The organism is Candidatus Poribacteria bacterium, assembly GCA_016866785.1.
GTDB lineage: Bacteria > Poribacteria > WGA-4E.
The window spans coordinates 24,552-40,327 of the sequence record VGLH01000002.1 but is presented as its reverse complement, the minus strand read 5'-3'; the positions used below and the strand labels follow the sequence as shown (position 1 = coordinate 40,327).

Below are 15,776 nucleotides of genomic sequence, written 5' to 3'. Positions count from 1 at the left end.
TGACCGGGGATGGTCTTCAGCTCCCACATCTTCGTCTACTACTTCCTGCCGGCGGCGCTGGCGGCGTACTTCATCGCGCCACGCCGCGTCCGTCATCTGGTTCTCACCATCGCCAGCTACGTCTTCTACGGGTGGGCGAACCCGAAGTTCGTCTTCCTGATGTTCGCATCGACGCTGGTCGATTACGCGTGCGGGCTGGTGATCGGTCGCGCAGCCGAAAGCCTTGCCTCGAGCCGGATTCGTCACGCCGCCGTCGCCGTGTCCGTTGTGACGAACCTGTCGCTGCTGGGTTTCTTCAAATATTTCAACTTCGGTCTCGACAACTACAATGCTTTCGTCTCATCGCTCGGGCTAACGGCGGCGCGTTGGGAGACCGCGTTGCGCGTGACGCTTCCGCTGGGGATCAGCTTCTACACGTTCCAGTCGATGAGCTACACCATCGACGTGTACCGCGGCAAGGCGGAGCCTTTGACCAACTTCGTCGACTTCGCGTGCTACGTCTCGATGTTCCCGCAGCTTGTGGCGGGACCCATCATCCGGTTCTCGTCTGTCGCCGACCAACTGCGGAACCGAAGTCACACGGTCGCGAAGTTCGCTCGCGGAGCCGCGCTCTTCTCTCTCGGCATGTCGAAGAAGGTGCTGCTGGCGAATCCGTGCGGGAAGATCGCCGACACGGCGTTCGGAGCCTCGTCGTTGACACCGCTCGACGCTTGGTATGGCGCGGTCGGATACGCGTTCCAGATCTACTTCGACTTCAGCGGCTATTCCGACATGGCGATCGGGCTCGGCATGTTGCTGGGATTCGGGTTCCCCAAGAACTTCGATTCGCCGTACCGGTCGGCGTCGATCACCGAGTTCTGGAGGCGTTGGCACATCTCGCTTTCGACATGGCTGCGCGACTATCTCTACATTCCGCTCGGAGGCAACCGTCGCGGACCCGTCAGGACCTACGTGAACCTGATGGTCGTCATGCTGCTCGGAGGGCTCTGGCACGGCGCAGCATGGACCTTCGTCGTCTGGGGCGCGTTGCACGGGATCGCGCTTGCTGTGGAACGGACTCAGGGCAAACGGAGCCTCCATCGTGCGCTACCTCAGCCGGTACGGGTCGTCGCGACGTTCCTGGTCGTGCTGATCGGATGGGTGGTGTTTCGGTCGGACTCTCTCGGCGACTCGGTGCGGTACCTGTCGACGATGGTTGGAGTCACGCCGACGCAACCAGCCGCGTATGTCGTCCGTGCCGTGCTTCGAGAGCCCTACCTGCTCATGTCGTTCGCCTGTGCCGGAGTTGTCGTCTGGACAGCTCCTCAGGCGCTGGACTGGACGGAGAGGCTGTCGTGGCTGAAGGCGGCGGCGTGCCTCGCTTTGCTTTGGTTGTCCCTCGCCATGCTCGCCGTACAAGCCTACAACCCGTTCATCTACTTCATCTTCTGACATGCCATCAACCGTACGCGCCCCGTGGATGGACGCCCAGCAGTCGACGTCGGCGTGGGTTCGCCCGCTCCAAAATCTCCTCGGAGATGCTCCGGTTGATGAACGGGTAGAACCGCTGTGACACCCACCGTCGTCCGTAGGCTCCCTGCTGCACGTACCGCCAACGGTCCTGAGAGCGATTCGGAGCGCCGCGATGCCACGTCTGGTCGTGCCACATGATGGTGTCTCCCGCGCTGCCGGTCGCCATCACGGGCCCGTTCCCCTTGTACTCGACGGGCGCGCCCGGCGCTGGGTTCCGACCGCTGCGGTGGCTGCCGGGTACCAGTTCCGTTGGTCCAAGCTCCTCATCGACATCCACGAGATAGAAGTTCATGTTGACGACGAACGGATGCATGATGATTCGAGGGTCGAGCTCGACGCCCTCCGGCAGCGGGAACCGAACCGTTTCATCCGCGTGGAAGCCAGGCGCGACGCTCTGCGTTGGTCCCGTCTTGAGCGAGCTATCGGCGATCAGATGGCAGTCGGACCCCAGCAGAGCCTCGATGATGTCGATCACGCTGGGATGGTCGATCAGCGATTCGAACGCCGGATCGCGCTCGAACATCGCGGTTCGGATGCAGGGCCCGTAGCCGCTGTCGGGCCCGTCGAACGCGCGCTCGACGCCTTCGCGCAGAACGGCGACTTCGTCGCCGGAGAGCACGCCGCGAAGCACGAGATATCCGTCGCGATGGAACCGTTCGACGGCGGCAGAAACGTCGGTCATCGGCAACTCCTCACCGTGTGGTCGGCGCAGGGCAAGTGGCGAACACGGATTCTACATCGACTCGCAAAGGGGCGCACGAATGGCACAGGTCGAAGCGCGCGGCGGCGTCATTCACGTCGAGACGGACCGCTATTCGGCTCGCGTCGCGACGACCGGGTACGTCTCCGGTGTGATGGCGGGGAGCTTCGTGGACCGCCAGTCCGGGTCGCGCGACCCAGGATTCGGGCTGATGATCGTCGACTTCCTGATGGAGCCCGGAGAGGACGACGACTCGACGCCCTCGGACATGCGCTACGAATGGCGGAACGCGTACCACGGGAGCCTGGCGAAGCGCTACGTGGAGACACCCCAGATATGCACGCAGGCCGGCTCTGTCGGCTGGGAGACGGTCCGGGGAGATGGCTTCGTCGCGGTGCACCTGTCGTTCACGTGGACGAAAGCACGCCCTCCGTACCGCCCGGGCTCGCGATGGCATCAGTGGCTCGTGTTCCCGGACGGCGTCCGGTGGTTCCTCGCGTACGATCGCGTCGAGAGCGTCAACACGGTCGATGGACTGATTCTTCGCACGGACATGCCGGGGCATCTGAAGCACACGGGCGGCGACACATTTCGCCGCATCTACCTGAGCTACGCCGGGACAATCCCAGCCTCGCGGTTCCAGTCAGAGTTCCCGCCAGACGCGCGGTTCCTGTACCAGCGCGGCGAGGCGACACCGGACCGGTTCATCCGCGCCTACGAGCTCGCCAACGGCACTTGGTTGGGGGGAATGGCGCTTGACCCCTTGACCGTCTACGAGTCGTGGTGCCACCAGCGCGGGTACGTCTGCTTCATCCACGAGCTCGGCGGGAGGCGCGTCGCCGCGGGCGAGTCGTTCGGGGCGGTTCACGGGATCGGCTACTTCGACTCCATTGACGAGATGAACAGCGCGTACGACGAACACGCTGGCGCGAGAGCGCTCGCGGTCGATGCCGACGGCTGGCGGCTCATCCGCTAGAGCCGCATCCGCTTGACGTTGGACGATACGCGGTGTACCGTCGGCTCGTGGAGACGTTTCGATGCTCGACTTCCTCACGCGTCCCAAGACGCCGGAACAGCGGCAGGCTCGGGCTCGCGCATCGATCCGGCGCGCGGTGTGGTATCTCATACTGCTCGTGATCTTCATCCTTTTGATCGTGAAACCCCAGCTCGTGACGCGGTTCATCCGCTGAACCCAGACGGCGAAGGCAGGACGATCCATGGTGCGTATGCGTCAGGCTATTTGGCTCGCAGTCACGGCGGCAGTCGTTCTGCTCGGATCCTCGGGCTGCGGCAAGAAGGAAGCGCAGAAGGACGTTCAGAAGGTTCGCATCCTGTCGCCCCATCCGCCTGCCCTCCGCGATGAGTTCACGGCAGGCTTCCAGGCGTGGATGAAGGCGAACCACGGCATGGATGCCGGCGTCGAATGGCTCGACCAGGGCGGCACGTCCCAGATCATGCGCTTCATCGTATCAGAGTACAAGCGCTCGCCGTCCGGCATCAACATGGACCTGTTCTTCGGCGGAGGCACCGACTCCTACCTGCAACTCGTCGAGCAGAATCTGCTGGAACCGTACCCGGTTCCCGGTACCATCCTGAGCGCCGTCGGTAGGCAGATCGCCGGCGTGCCGGTCTACGATGAGCAGTACCGCTGGTACGGAGTGGCGCTCGCGGGGTTCGGGATCATGTACAACCGTCTCCTCCAAACGCAGCTCAACCTGCCCACCGCTGCGACATGGGAAGACCTGGCGAATCCGGCGCTGATGGGCAAGATCGCCGCACCGGACCCGCGCAATAGCGGCAGCGGGCACATGATCTACGAGATCATCCTGCAGGCGTACGGGTGGGAGAAGGGTTGGCGCGTCCTGACCGAGATGGCGGCGAACGTGAAGTCCTTTACCGCGGGGGCGAGCGACGTACCCAACGAGGTCGCCCTCGGCAACGTCATCTACGGACCTGTCATCGACTTCTACGCCTACGCCCAGATGGTGAAGACCGGGGCAGACAAGATCGCCTACGTCACTCCGGAGGGGCTTTCGGTCATCAACCCGGACGCCATCGCGATCCTCAAGGGCGCTCCGAACATGGAGCTCGCCAAGCGGTTCGTCGAATACTGCCTGACTCCTGATGCCCAAAAGCTCCTGATGCTGCCTGTCGGCGAGCCCGGAGGACCCAAGAGTGAAGTCGTCGCGCGGTCCAGCGTGCTACCGGGGCTCTACGACGAGCTCGGCGACAAGCGCCTGATCGCCGCGAACCCGTTCGAGATCCAGAACACGGTACACTACGACGCCGAACTGGGCGGACGGCGCTGGAGCCTCGTTAACGATCTCTACGGCTCGCTCCTCATCGACTCGGCGAAGGAGCTCACCGCCGCCTGGAAGAGCGTCTCCGGGGCGTCCGAATCGGCGCGCGCTGCCTTCGCCGCGATGCCCATCACCGAATCCGAGGCGAACGCGCTGTCCGAACGGTGGAACAGCGACGACTACGCGCTGACCCGCAAGGACACCGTATCGAAGTGGCGGGCGTTCGCGCGCGACAAGTACGCGGCTGCCGCGAAGGCGAAGTGACCGAGCTCCACTGACCGAGGTCGGGGTACTGTATGGCGTGGCTCCGGCGTTGGGCTTCGCAGTTCGACCTCACGTGGGGTACGAGCGCCCTCCTGGCGGGCGTCATCGTCTTCTTCGCCGCCTTCCTCGTGTACCCCGTCGCCTACATCCTCAAGGAAGCCTTCTTCCTCGGCGGCAACTTCAACGTCGGCTTCTTTCGCCTGGACTCGCAGGAAGCGCGCGAGATCTGGAACAGCATCGTTGTGGCTGCCGCGACGACGATGACGACGACGCTGCTCAGCCTGCCTCTCGCCTATGTGCTGGTGCGCTACTCGGTTCCTGGCAAGGGGCTGCTCCAGGGCGTCATCCTCGTTCCGATGATCATGCCGCCGTTCGTCGGAGCCGTCGGGATCAAGCAGCTCTTCGCCGTCTACGGCAGCGTCAACTCGCTGCTGATGAAGCTCGGACTCATGTCGAAGGCGAGCGCCATCGACTGGTTCGGGGGGAGCGACGCGCACAAGTTCTGGGGTGTCGTCATCCTCTCGACGCTCCACCTCTACCCGATCATGTACCTCAACGTCGCAGCCGCCCTGGCAAACGTCGATCCGAACCTGGAAGATGCCGCGCGGAACATGGGAGCCGACCGCTTCACGCTGTTCCGAACCGTCACGCTGCCGTTGATGATGCCCGGCTGCTTCGCCGGGGCCATCCTCGTCTTCATCTGGGCATTCACCGATCTCGGAACGCCGCTCATGTTCGACTATCGGAGCGTCGTGCCGGTGCGCATCTTCGACGCGAGCCGCGAGGTCGCGTCCTCGCAGGGAGCGTACGCACTCGTCGTCATCGTCATTCTGCTGACGGCGTTCTTCTTCTTCGTGGCGAAGCGCCTTGCCGGGTCGAGGCGCTACGAGATGATGGCACGAGGTCACACCGGATCGCTGGAGGTGAAGGCGGAGGGCTGGCGGATACCGCTCGTCTACTTCGTCGTACTGGGCGTGACTGCTATCGCGATCCTGCCGCACATCAGCGTTGTGCTGACCTCGGTGGCTCAGGCAGGCACGTGGTCCGGTGGACTCTATGAGCAGGTGGAGTGGATGGGCAGCATCCTGCCGCGCGAGTTCGTCGGGGACCACTACCGGCGCATCTTCGCCCCCGGAGGCGGCGAGCAGTCGTTGGACGCCCTTCGCAGCATCCAGAACAGCTTCAAGTACTCCATCGCCAGCACGGGTATCGACCTGGTTCTCGGCGTCGCACTGGCGTGGATGCTGACCCGACGACGCATCCCGTTCCGCAACACGCTCGACGCCGCCGCGATGATGCCGCTGGCGCTGCCGGGGATCGTCATGGCGTTCGGCTACGTCGGGAGCTTCGGGATCGGCGTATTCGCCGAGGGAAACGCGCTAGACATCTTCAATCCGCGCATCAACCCGACGGTGCTACTCATCATCGCCTATTCGGTCAGGCGGCTGCCCTACATGATGAGGTCGGCGGTGGCGGGGTTCCAACAGACGAGCGTGACGCTGGAAGAGGCGTCGAGCAACTTGGGCGCCACACCGGCGCAGACGATGCTCAAGATTACGCTGCCGCTCGTGACGGCGAACCTGATCGCCGGCGCTATCCTGGCGTTCTCGTTCGCCATGCTGGAGGTGTCAGACAGTCTGATCCTGGGCGGTCTCGCGGTCGGCTACGATCCGATCACGAAGGTCATCTACGAGCTGTCGAACCGCCTCGGAGACGGACAGTACGTCGCCAGCGCGATGGGCGTCCTGGCGATGGGATTGCTCACGGTCGCGCTGCTCGTCGCCGCCAAGGTACTGGGTCGGCGCATGGGCGACTTGTTCCGCGCGTAGGCTCACGTCACGCGGAAGTTTCCGAAGACAGCCTGAGCAAGCCAGCCCGCGATGGGCGGGAACGCGAACGTGCTGACGAACCGCACGAGCGTGAACCGCCAGCCGAGTATCCCGATCTCCATCGGCAACCGGGCGACCGCCCAGAGCGACCACGACGTGAGGAGCGCGACGGACGTGCCGACGCTCGCCCCAGCCTTCAACAGTCCGAGCACGACCGGCAGGCTGACGTAGGGCCCGCCCGGCATGAAGCCACCGACCACGGTTCCGATCAGGATGCCGCGCCACCCCGATTCCGCCCCGATCCACTTCGAGAGCAGCTCGCGGGGGATGAGCACCTGCATCATGCCTGCCACCAGGAACGCGAAGACGAGCAGCGGGAGGATCGACAGCAGCATATTCCCTGCCAGCTTCGCCCCTGCGATGTGCTGGTTCGTCCCGTTGCGGTAGCCCACGAACACCAGGACAACGGCAAGCGCCGCCATGACGAGCGTCGGGAGGAGCATGGGACGCGCTCTCCTCTTGGGTCGTGCTGGTACAGTTGATGGGTTTTCCATCGACGTTGCCTCCAAAGGCGCCAAGGCAACTCAGGACACGGGGATCGTCGGCTCACGAGGCGACAGCCCAAGGGGGTCGTTCACCTGCGCGCCGGATGGCGCGGGCACATCGCCGCGCAGCAGCGGGTCGTCCGTGCGTTCCATCCATCGGTCGAGCCGACCGCGCATGTCCGCGAGCACGTCTGCCATCGCGGGATCCGCGACGACGCTGGACGTCTCGTTCGGGTCGAACGCCAGGTCGTAGAGCTGCTCGCGTGCGACGATCCGCGTGCGCCATCCGTTCTCTAGCCACACGTTTTTGCTGGGGCTGTCGTCGCAGTTCGGCAGCACCGGCGTCGGCTGGTTCCCGTAGCGACGGATGTACTTCCACCGCTTCGTGCGCACCGCGCGCTGCGGCTCGTACGCGGCGTGGTAGGTGACTTCGGCGTAGACGTCCTCGTTTACCTCGTCCGCGTCGCCGCGCACGAGCGGCATTAGCGACTTCCCCTGCGCCCACGACGGAACGTCGATACCGGCGACTTCGCAGAGCGTCGGCATGATGTCGATGTGCGACACGATCCCGTCGACGACGCGTCCTCCGCTGAAGCCTCCGGGACCTCGTATGATGAGCAGAACGCCGATCCCGTGGTCGGTCAGGTTGCACTTCATCCCGGGAAACGCCAGCCCGTGATCGGTCGTGTTCACGACGAGCGTGTTCCCAGCCAGTCCGGACGCCTCGAGGGCGTCGAGGACGGTTCCGATGTCTGTGTCGAGTTGCCGGGCTGAGGTGCGGTACGCCGCCATGTCTCGCCGCGTCTCCGATGTGTCAGGCAATGGCGCAGGAGGACGACAGTAGCGCGGATCGTCTTCCGGGCCCGGTTGCGGGAACTCGCGGTGCGTCGTGAAGAATCCGCACGACAGGAAGAACGGCTGGCTCGGAGCGTTCGACAGGAACCGCGCTGCCGCTCCGGCGATATCGCGGCCGGGGGTCAGGATAATCTCGTCGTACCCGATGGCGGATGCGTCTCGCGCGACGTGCTGCACGCCGCACAGCGTTGACCGGTAGCCGGCTTCCCGCAAGACATGGACGATGTGCTGCCGGTAGTCGTTCAGCGAGAAGCCGCGATGCGCGAGCCCCAACATGCCGCTGGAGTGTGCGGACTGGCCTGTGAGGAGCGCGGCTCGGCTCGGAGAGCAGGTCGGAGCCGCACAGAAGGCATGGCGGAACACGATGCCTTCGTCGGCGAGCCGCTGGAAGTTGGGCGTCGGCACGTCGTAACCGTAGGGCTGGATGTACCGACCTGTGTCGTGCGAGTGCAGATAGATGATGTTGGGTCGAGCCATGGGTTGTCCTTCCCGCGGTCGTGCGCGTCACGGAGCGGCGTCGCGCCAGACGAACTCGCCGCGTTCGACGCTCCAGTCGTTGCCGAAGAAGCCGGTGACCCGGACGCCTGCCGTCGGTTCCGTCAGCGTCTCCGAACCCATCACGGTCACATCGGCGTACCCAACGCCGGAGAGGAAGTAGGGCAGGCGGTCTGTGAGGCGCGAGCCCACGATGCCGGTTCCGCTGACGACACCGACGCTTGCCGTGTCGCTGTCAGCTCGTGGATAGACGAATAGGCACGCCAGGTCATCCCCCTGGACCGCCCTGTCGCCGATGGCGACCGATCCCCGTGTCACACGTACCGGGCAGTCGGGAAGCAGGACGCTCCACGCGGCGTTCGTGTCGGCGTTCCCGTAGAGAATGACGCTCCGGTCTGTGTACTCCGACGGCGAGAAAGCCGCGTCGTCGATGATTTCGACAGAACCGTTTCCGCGATACCACCACTGTTCGGAGTCGTACCGAGCCTTCGCCCGAGCCCAAGTCGTCTCGGCTTCCGAGCCGCGCGTCCCGACGACGAACACGAACCGGTTGGTGAAGGCTGCCTTGAAGAGCCCACCGCGCACTGGGCCCTTCGACCAGCTATCGGCAGCCGGCGCATGAGTCCAGCCATCGGGCGTACGTGCCAGGACCAGCCGACCGTTCGTTGGCGCTGGAACCGTGAGGTGCGAACCGTCGAGCTCGACGACGATCTCTCCGTCGGTCAGTACCGACGCGTCGAGCGACAGCCTCTCGACGTTTTCCGTGGTTCCACGGAACCGGCGTCGGTGTGGGTCCATGGTCACATCTGCCGAGCTCGGTACTAGCGCCCGCTGTTGCGCCTCGATGCGAAGCCAGTGAGAGTCGGCAGACGCCGACGGATTCGCAGTGATGAACCGGACGCGTCGTGTTGCCCGGTCAGAAGGCACGGCGTGGCGGGCGAAGAAATCGAACATCGGTGCCCAGTCCACACAGTCGGCGCCCGGCTCGTCCGACGCGTCCCACCAGTGCCCCGCGCCCGGCTGCTCGAAGTACTGGAAGTCCTTGTGGAACGGCTCGAGCTGCTCGCGCATCTGTCGCGCCTGCTCGACCGGCACGTTGTCGTCGGCGTCGCCGTGGAGGACGTAGACGCCGTAGTGCTCGTAGTTCGGCACGAGCGCCAGCGTGTCGCTCGATGCCGCAGCACGCGTCAGGAGCCCGTCGCCGAAGTAGCTGGGCGAGTCCGGTTCGCGCCGGCCGCTGTACGTGCGGAAACTGATCCACCCAGCGCTGGGCCCGATGGCGGCGAAGCGCGACGGAACCGTACCTCCCACCTGCCACGTGCCGTGCCCGCCCATGGAGTGTCCCGTCAAGTACGTCCGCGACGGATCGGTGCGCAGCGATGACTGTGCCAAGTCGAGCACCTCGATGGCGTCGATCCTGCCCCAATCCTCCCAATCGAAACCGTAGGGGCGACGGTTCGTCGGCGCGACGATGTGCGCCCACGACTTCGGCGAGTAGGCGTCCGCCTGACCGATGGCTTCGACGCCCGCGCCGTGGAGCGTCAGTACAAGCGCCGGACGGGAGCCGGACTCACCGTAGGAGGGATTCACCGCGTAGTACTGGACGCTCCCGTCGATACCGCTGACGAACGTCACCTTTCGCGTCTGCGTCGAGGTGCGGACGCGAAGGGTCGTCGTCTGCTCGTGAAGGGCGGCTCTGGACGCGCTCAGGAGCGTCAGCCGGAGCGGGACTTCGGTGTGGTCAGCGATCGGCTCTGCCGCGATGCGGAACTCGACCTTGCGCATGCTGAGCGGCGCGATCGCCGGTGTGTCCGTCTCGACAACTGAGTTGCCGATCTGGGCGGCGATCCGCGCGCCAGTGAGCGCAGCCGATGAGGCGTTGACGACCACGGCAGCGCTCCACATGTCGGAGGCTTCGCCGGCAATGAGGTCGGGAAGGGTCATGTCGGGCGCCTGGATCATCGACGGAGCGTCGGGCTCGACGAGTCGGACGCGCAGCCGGCCTCGCCCGGCGGCGAAATAGAGGTCGTTCCTGCCTGAGCGGAGACGGACGGGAAGCCGAACGATCCCTGTGCCATAGAGATCGCCAACGCGTGGTTCTCCGTTGACCGTGACCTCCCGCGTGCCTGACGCTTCGAGGATCATCACACGCGCATCCGGCACGTCCACGGCGACATAGGCGTATCCGCCTCGGAACGAGCCCGAGAAGTTCCCGTCGGCGTCGAGCTCGGACCGCTCCCAGACGGCGCTCTCGCCGTCTGCCAAGGCGATGGCGTCTCCCTCTTGCGGCGGCGGGGCGTCGCGGATAATCTGAGCCTCGACGAAGTCTGTGTGAAGAGGCGTTCGCCCGGTCCGGGCGACGCGAGCGATCATCAGACAGCTTGTCGGCACGATCGGTTCGGCACACACTGGCGACAACGCCGAAGGCGAGAGGACGACTGCTGCCAGCAGGCACATGAGCGACGCCGGGCAACGCATGAGTGGGACTCCTCGGAGCGCGCGGGTCGTGTCGCGGGACACGACCTTAGCACACAGGCGCGGAAGGCATCAATCCACGGCACGTCGGGCATTGGGAAGAGGCAATCCGTCACATCGGGGGCAGCAATGGCGTTGGGCATATTCGGGCAGATGGTCCGGAGCGAGCTCGAGGACGTTGTCGGCGAGGCGTTCGTCTCGACGGACGAGACGGATCGGCTCGTCTACTCGACCGACTGGTCGTGGATGGCGCAGATGTGGCTCGACAGGGGCCAGCCGCTGTCGAAGCCGGACGTCATCGTGCATCCGGGGTCTCCGGAAGAGATCGCGGACATCATGAAGATCGCCAACGGGTACCGGATTCCCGTCGTACCCTACGGCGGCGGATCGGGAACGCAGGGCGGAGCGTTGGCGACGCACGGAGGCATCGTCGTCGATACCAAGCGGCTCAGTAAGATCATCGAGATCGACGAGAAGTCGCTCAAAGCCACAGCGCAGGCGGGGATCATCAACGAGCAGCTCGAGTGGGCGCTCAACGAGAAGGGCTTGACCTTCCCTCACTATCCCGCATCCTCCAACTGCGCGACGCTCGCTGGCTTTCTCGCCGCGCGAGGAACCGGTACGATCAGCACGAAGTACGGAAAAGCTGAAGACCTCGTCATGACGATGCAAGTCGTTCTCCCCAACGGGACGATCATCCGCACGCCGGCTGTCCCCAACCACTCGTCCGGTCCCGACTTCGGACGCATCTTCCTCGGGGCTGAGGGCACGATGGGCATCATCACCGAGGCGACGGTTCAGGTGGATCATATCCCGGAGGCGCGGTATCTCCGAGCGCTCTTGTTCGAGGACCTGTCGAAGGCTCTCGAAGCGGGACGACGGCTGATGACGCGGCGGCTCGATCCGTTCGTCATTCGGCTCTACGACGCACATTCGACGGCGTCGCAGGTGAAGCGCGTGCTCGGCTACGAGCTCGAGGGCTCCTACATGGTCGTCGGGTTCGACGGCGACCCGGACATCGCCGCGCTCCAGGAACGGAAGGCGATGGCGATCTTCGACGAGCTCGGCGCACGCGACCTGGGCAGGGAGCCCGGCGAGCGCTGGTGGAACCATCGCTACGACTTCTACTACCCGCCCAAGAGCCTCAAGCTTCCGTGGATGTACGGCACGACGGAGACGGTCACGACCTATGACAAGATCGAGGCGCTTTACTGGGCGAAGAAGCGCGCAGTCGAGGAGACCTACGCCGACCATGGCGTCCAGTACATCGGACACTTCTCGCACTGGTACCACTGGGGTGTCAGCCTCTACGACCGGTTCATCATCGAGGAGCCGCCCGAGGACGCCGAAGAGGCGCTCACCCTCCACAACCGCGTCTGGACCACGGCAGTGCGGGCGTCTTTCGAGCACGGCGGGATGATCAATGACCACCACGGGGTTGGACTGAAGCTCGGCCGCTTCGCGCGGATGCAGTACGGGCCCGCGTGGGACCTGCTCGTCAGCCTCAAGAAGGCGATCGACCCCAACGGCATCATGAACCCCGGCAAGATCGGCTTCGGAGCTTAGGAGACCGCCATGCAGATCATCGACTCCACTCCGATCAGCGACAACTGCCGCTATTGCCTCATGTGCCGGCACGTCTGCCCAGTCGGGCACGTGACGCGGCGCGAGTCGCTCACGCCCCACGGCTGGGGTCTGCTCATCGCGTCGGTCGAGCGCGGACTGATCGCGTGGGACGAGAAGACGGTCGATGTCCTCTACGCTTGTGCCGACTGCGGCACATGCCGCGCCAACTGCGTGACGGATCAGGCGCTGCCAGACGCCATCGCACTGGCAAGGCAGTCGGTGATCTCGGCAGGTCTGATGCCTGACGTCGTCGCTGACCTGGACGCGAGGCTTCGCCAGTTCGGGAACCCGTATGGCGAACCATCGTCCTCGGACCCCGTCGCGAAGGCGGCGGACGCCCTGTTCGTGGGGGACGACGCGAAACACGCCTGGAGCTCGGCGCTCGACGCCGCACTCAGCCTCCTCGAACGCGCAGGCGTAAAGCCAGCCCTGATCGGTGTTGGGCGGAACAGCGGTTACTTGCCGGCGTCGCTCGGACTCTACGAAACGGCAAAGAGCATCGCAGAGGCGAACCTGGCGGAGCTCGCTGCAACGGGAGCGCGGCGGCTGTTCGTCCTCTCGGCTGGCGACTACGACGCCTTCGCGCGGCTCTACGACGAACGGCTCGGGCTGGCTCTGCCTGACGGCGTCGAGGTGATCGAGGTCGTGTCGTTCCTGTCTGGGGCGGCGGAGTCGGGTCGGTTGCGGCTCCGCGCGGCGGACGGTTTGGGCAAGTGCGCCTATGTCGATCCGACGCACGCTGTCCGAGTCGCATCGCGTCACGAAGCCCCGCGTCGGCTCTTGGGTACGGTCGTCGGGGGTCCGCCGGTCGAGCTCTTCTGGCGGCGAGAGCGTGCGCACCCGTCGGGCAACACGGCGTTGCAGTTCACGCAGCCGAAGATATCGAACCACCTGACGTACTCGCGTCTCGATGACGCCAAGAACGTCGGGGCGGAGACGGTCGTGACCGAGTGCTCCGGCACACTGGCGCAGCTTGCCAAGCACGCCCCGAAGTTCGGCGTGCGCGTGCAGGGGCTCTACGAGCTGCTCGCCGCGAACGTCGCCTGACGGCAATCGAGGAGACGCAACGCATGAGCAAGAGCGTCGTTGTCATCGGGACACTCGATACGAAGGGCCCCGAGATCGCCTATCTCCGGGATCGCCTACGGTCGCTGGGGCTGTCTCCCATCGTCGTGGATTCGGGTATCCTGGGCGAGCCGTTGGGCATCGAGCCGGACATCTCCCGCGCGGAAGCCGCGACGTACGGCGGCTTCACGATCGAGCAGCTTCGGAACGCAGGGAGCCGGGGCCGTGCCGTCCACGGGATGCGCGAGGCGCTTCGGACGCTGTCCCTTGAGCTATACCGACAAGGGAAGTGCCATGCGATGGTGAGCATGGGCGGCGCCGAGGGAGCCGTCATGGGCGCTGCGGCGATGATGGTGCTGCCAGTCGGCGTGCCGAAGGTGCTCGTCTCGCCCATCGCGTCGGGGAAGCACTACTTCGCGCCGTTGGTCGGCACGCGCGATATCATGACGGTCCACTCGATCGTGGACATCCTCGGGCTGAATCCCGTCGCCTGCACGGTCTTCGACAATGTCGCGGCGGCGATAGCCGGGATGCTCGCGCATGGCCACGAGCTGCCCGAGCCCGAGGGCAAGTACGTCGCCGTCACGATGCTTGGGAACACGACGACGGCAGTCATGTCGCTGAAGACGCGTCTCGCGGAACACGGGTACGAGGCGGTCATCTTCCACTCGAACGGCGTCGGCGGGCCCGCCATGGAGGAGCTCGCCGAGGCGGGGCAGTTCGTCGGTGTCATCGACTTCACGACGAACGAGGTCTACGACCCGATGGTCGGGGGCATCCACGACGGCGGACCGGACCGCCTGAAGCGCGTCGGAGCCGTCGGGCTCCCGCAGGTGATCGTTCCCGGTTGCATCGACTTCAGCGTCTTCAACGCCGGGACGGTCCCCGAGCCGTTGCGAGACCGCCCGGTCTACGACCACAATCCTGAGTACACACTCGTGCGCACATCGCACGACGAGATGATCCAGTTGGGTCACCTGTTCGCCGAGAGGCTCAATCCTGCGAAGGGATCGGTCGTCATCGCGGTTCCGACACGCGGACTGTCGATCCCGAACACGCCGACGGGTCCGTTCTGGAATCCCGACGCGGACGCTGCCTTCCTTGCCGCGTTGCGAGCCGACCTGCGAAGTGACATCCCGGTGATGATGTTCGACCGCCATGTGAACGAGACGGCGTTCGGACTGGAGGTGGCGGATGTGTTCCTGAACGTCATGGCGAAGGAGGATCGCGCGTGAGCGATGCGGAGTTCCGAGCTAAGTTCCGATCGTGGAATCTGGCTGAGCTGACGATCACGGACATCAAGGAGTACCTCCAGCACAAGGACACGGTGCTGGTTCCGATGGCGAGTCTGGAGCAGCACGGGCCCCATCTGCCGCTGTGGACGGACACGCTGACCGCCGTCGAGATATCGCGACGGGTCTGCAGCCAGATCGCCGTGCTGCACACGCCGCCCATCTGGATGGGCTATTCGCCCCAGCACATGCACCGTCCGGGCGAGGGGCGAGGCACGATCACGGTTCGCAGCACGACGCTGCTGAACCTTATGTACGACGTCGCGCGGAGCCTCATCCACCATGGGTTCAACCGGATCATCTTCATCAACGGACACGGCTCCAATGTGAAGATCGTCGATCCTATCCTGCGCAAGCTGCGCTACGAAACCGGCGCGTTGATCGCCTTTGTGAAGCCCTACATGGAGAACTACGTCGGCATCCTCAAGGGACTCATGGAGAACCCGCCCGAGGAGACGCCCGGCTGGCACGCCAGCGAGTTGGAGACGTCCCAAGACCTCGCCTGGAGCCAGGAGTTCGTGCGCATGGAGCGCGCGGAGTTCACGAAGGCGCACATCCCCGAATACCTCCCCAAGAGCTTCGAGAAGAAGGACGGTATGCCCGACGTCGAGTTCGAGGGCTACAAGTATTTCACGTTCCCGATGGATCACCACGAGTTCATCGAGAGCGGCGTCATCGGGAATCCGCTGAGGGCGACGGCGGAGAAGGGCGAAGAGGCTTTTCGTCGGCTGGCGGAGCACGTCGCCCGAGGCGTTCAGGAGCTGACGAAGGTGCCCGTCAACGTCCACGACCGCGAGTTCGTCGACCGCGCCTTCTAG

General features: G+C 65.0%; 12 protein-coding genes. 8 read left to right on the top strand and 4 right to left on the bottom strand.

Annotated elements, in window-relative coordinates; genetic code table 11:
• Positions 1-9 precede the first annotated feature (9 nt).
• A complete protein-coding gene (locus tag FJZ36_00575) occupies positions 10-1,431 on the top strand; it encodes an MBOAT family protein (protein MBM3213402.1) in 1,422 nt (473 codons plus the stop codon).
• 7 nt (positions 1,432-1,438) lie between these two features.
• On the opposite strand, the gene FJZ36_00570 is transcribed toward FJZ36_00575, so the two are convergent.
• Positions 1,439-2,194, bottom strand: a complete 756-nt coding sequence (locus FJZ36_00570) for a phytanoyl-CoA dioxygenase family protein (protein MBM3213401.1) — start codon at positions 2,192-2,194, stop codon at positions 1,439-1,441.
• Positions 2,195-2,273: 79 nt separating this feature from the next.
• Between FJZ36_00570 and FJZ36_00565 the strand changes: the two genes are divergently transcribed.
• The 3 genes from FJZ36_00565 (at position 2,274) to FJZ36_00555 (ending at position 6,605) form a co-directional block, all read left to right on the top strand.
• The gene (locus FJZ36_00565; GenBank protein ID MBM3213400.1) at positions 2,274-3,188 is read left to right on the top strand and encodes a hypothetical protein; all 915 of its coding nucleotides are present in this window, start codon (positions 2,274-2,276) and stop codon (positions 3,186-3,188) included.
• Between the two features lie 241 nt (positions 3,189-3,429).
• Positions 3,430-4,776, top strand: coding sequence for an extracellular solute-binding protein (locus tag FJZ36_00560; GenBank protein ID MBM3213399.1), 1,347 nt, complete (start codon positions 3,430-3,432; stop codon positions 4,774-4,776).
• A 32-nt stretch (positions 4,777-4,808) separates the two neighbouring features.
• Positions 4,809-6,605, top strand: coding sequence for an iron ABC transporter permease (locus tag FJZ36_00555; protein MBM3213398.1), 1,797 nt, complete (start codon positions 4,809-4,811; stop codon positions 6,603-6,605).
• A gap of 2 nt (positions 6,606-6,607) precedes the next feature.
• Here FJZ36_00555 and FJZ36_00550 read toward each other — a convergent pair whose 3' ends face one another.
• The 3 genes from FJZ36_00550 to FJZ36_00540 all read right to left on the bottom strand — a co-directional run bounded on the left by FJZ36_00550 (position 6,608) and on the right by FJZ36_00540 (position 10,978).
• Complete coding sequence (locus FJZ36_00550) at positions 6,608-7,108, bottom strand: permease (protein ID MBM3213397.1); 501 nt, start codon at positions 7,106-7,108, stop codon at positions 6,608-6,610.
• An 81-nt stretch (positions 7,109-7,189) separates the two neighbouring features.
• Positions 7,190-8,482, bottom strand: coding sequence for a sulfatase (locus FJZ36_00545; GenBank protein MBM3213396.1), 1,293 nt, complete (start codon positions 8,480-8,482; stop codon positions 7,190-7,192).
• Between the two features lie 27 nt (positions 8,483-8,509).
• Positions 8,510-10,978 (bottom strand): alpha/beta hydrolase, encoded by a 2,469-nt coding sequence (locus tag FJZ36_00540; GenBank protein MBM3213395.1) that lies wholly within the window; start codon positions 10,976-10,978, stop codon positions 8,510-8,512.
• Positions 10,979-11,104: 126 nt separating this feature from the next.
• Here FJZ36_00540 and FJZ36_00535 point away from each other — a divergent pair, with 126 nt between their 5' ends.
• From FJZ36_00535 to FJZ36_00520, 4 genes are read left to right on the top strand one after another with little or no spacing between them, the layout of a single operon-like run.
• A complete protein-coding gene (locus FJZ36_00535) occupies positions 11,105-12,541 on the top strand; it encodes an FAD-binding oxidoreductase (GenBank protein MBM3213394.1) in 1,437 nt (478 codons plus the stop codon).
• 9 nt (positions 12,542-12,550) lie between these two features.
• Positions 12,551-13,648 carry a (Fe-S)-binding protein gene (locus FJZ36_00530; protein ID MBM3213393.1) on the top strand — a complete coding sequence of 366 codons (1,098 nt, stop codon included), beginning with the start codon at positions 12,551-12,553 and terminating at the stop codon, positions 13,646-13,648.
• 23 nt (positions 13,649-13,671) lie between these two features.
• Complete coding sequence (locus tag FJZ36_00525; protein ID MBM3213392.1) at positions 13,672-14,901, top strand: UPF0261 family protein; 1,230 nt, start codon at positions 13,672-13,674, stop codon at positions 14,899-14,901.
• On the top strand, positions 14,898-15,776 hold the full coding sequence (locus FJZ36_00520) for a creatininase family protein (GenBank protein MBM3213391.1): 879 nt from the start codon (positions 14,898-14,900) through the stop codon (positions 15,774-15,776). Before FJZ36_00525 ends, FJZ36_00520 begins: the two co-directional genes overlap by 4 nt.

Coding starts and splice junctions, on each gene's coding strand:
- FJZ36_00560 (MBM3213399.1), top strand. CDS start 3,430: ATGGTGCGTATGCGTCAGGCTATTTGGCTCGCAGTCACGGCGGCAGTC.
- FJZ36_00575 (MBM3213402.1), top strand. CDS start 10: ATGGTCTTCAGCTCCCACATCTTCGTCTACTACTTCCTGCCGGCGGCG.
- FJZ36_00570 (MBM3213401.1), bottom strand. CDS start 2,194: ATGACCGACGTTTCTGCCGCCGTCGAACGGTTCCATCGCGACGGATAT.
- FJZ36_00525 (MBM3213392.1), top strand. CDS start 13,672: ATGAGCAAGAGCGTCGTTGTCATCGGGACACTCGATACGAAGGGCCCC.
- FJZ36_00530 (MBM3213393.1), top strand. CDS start 12,551: ATGCAGATCATCGACTCCACTCCGATCAGCGACAACTGCCGCTATTGC.
- FJZ36_00565 (MBM3213400.1), top strand. CDS start 2,274: ATGGCACAGGTCGAAGCGCGCGGCGGCGTCATTCACGTCGAGACGGAC.
- FJZ36_00550 (MBM3213397.1), bottom strand. CDS start 7,108: ATGCTCCTCCCGACGCTCGTCATGGCGGCGCTTGCCGTTGTCCTGGTG.
- FJZ36_00540 (MBM3213395.1), bottom strand. CDS start 10,978: ATGCGTTGCCCGGCGTCGCTCATGTGCCTGCTGGCAGCAGTCGTCCTC.
- FJZ36_00535 (MBM3213394.1), top strand. CDS start 11,105: ATGGCGTTGGGCATATTCGGGCAGATGGTCCGGAGCGAGCTCGAGGAC.
- FJZ36_00545 (MBM3213396.1), bottom strand. CDS start 8,482: ATGGCTCGACCCAACATCATCTATCTGCACTCGCACGACACAGGTCGG.
- FJZ36_00555 (MBM3213398.1), top strand. CDS start 4,809: ATGGCGTGGCTCCGGCGTTGGGCTTCGCAGTTCGACCTCACGTGGGGT.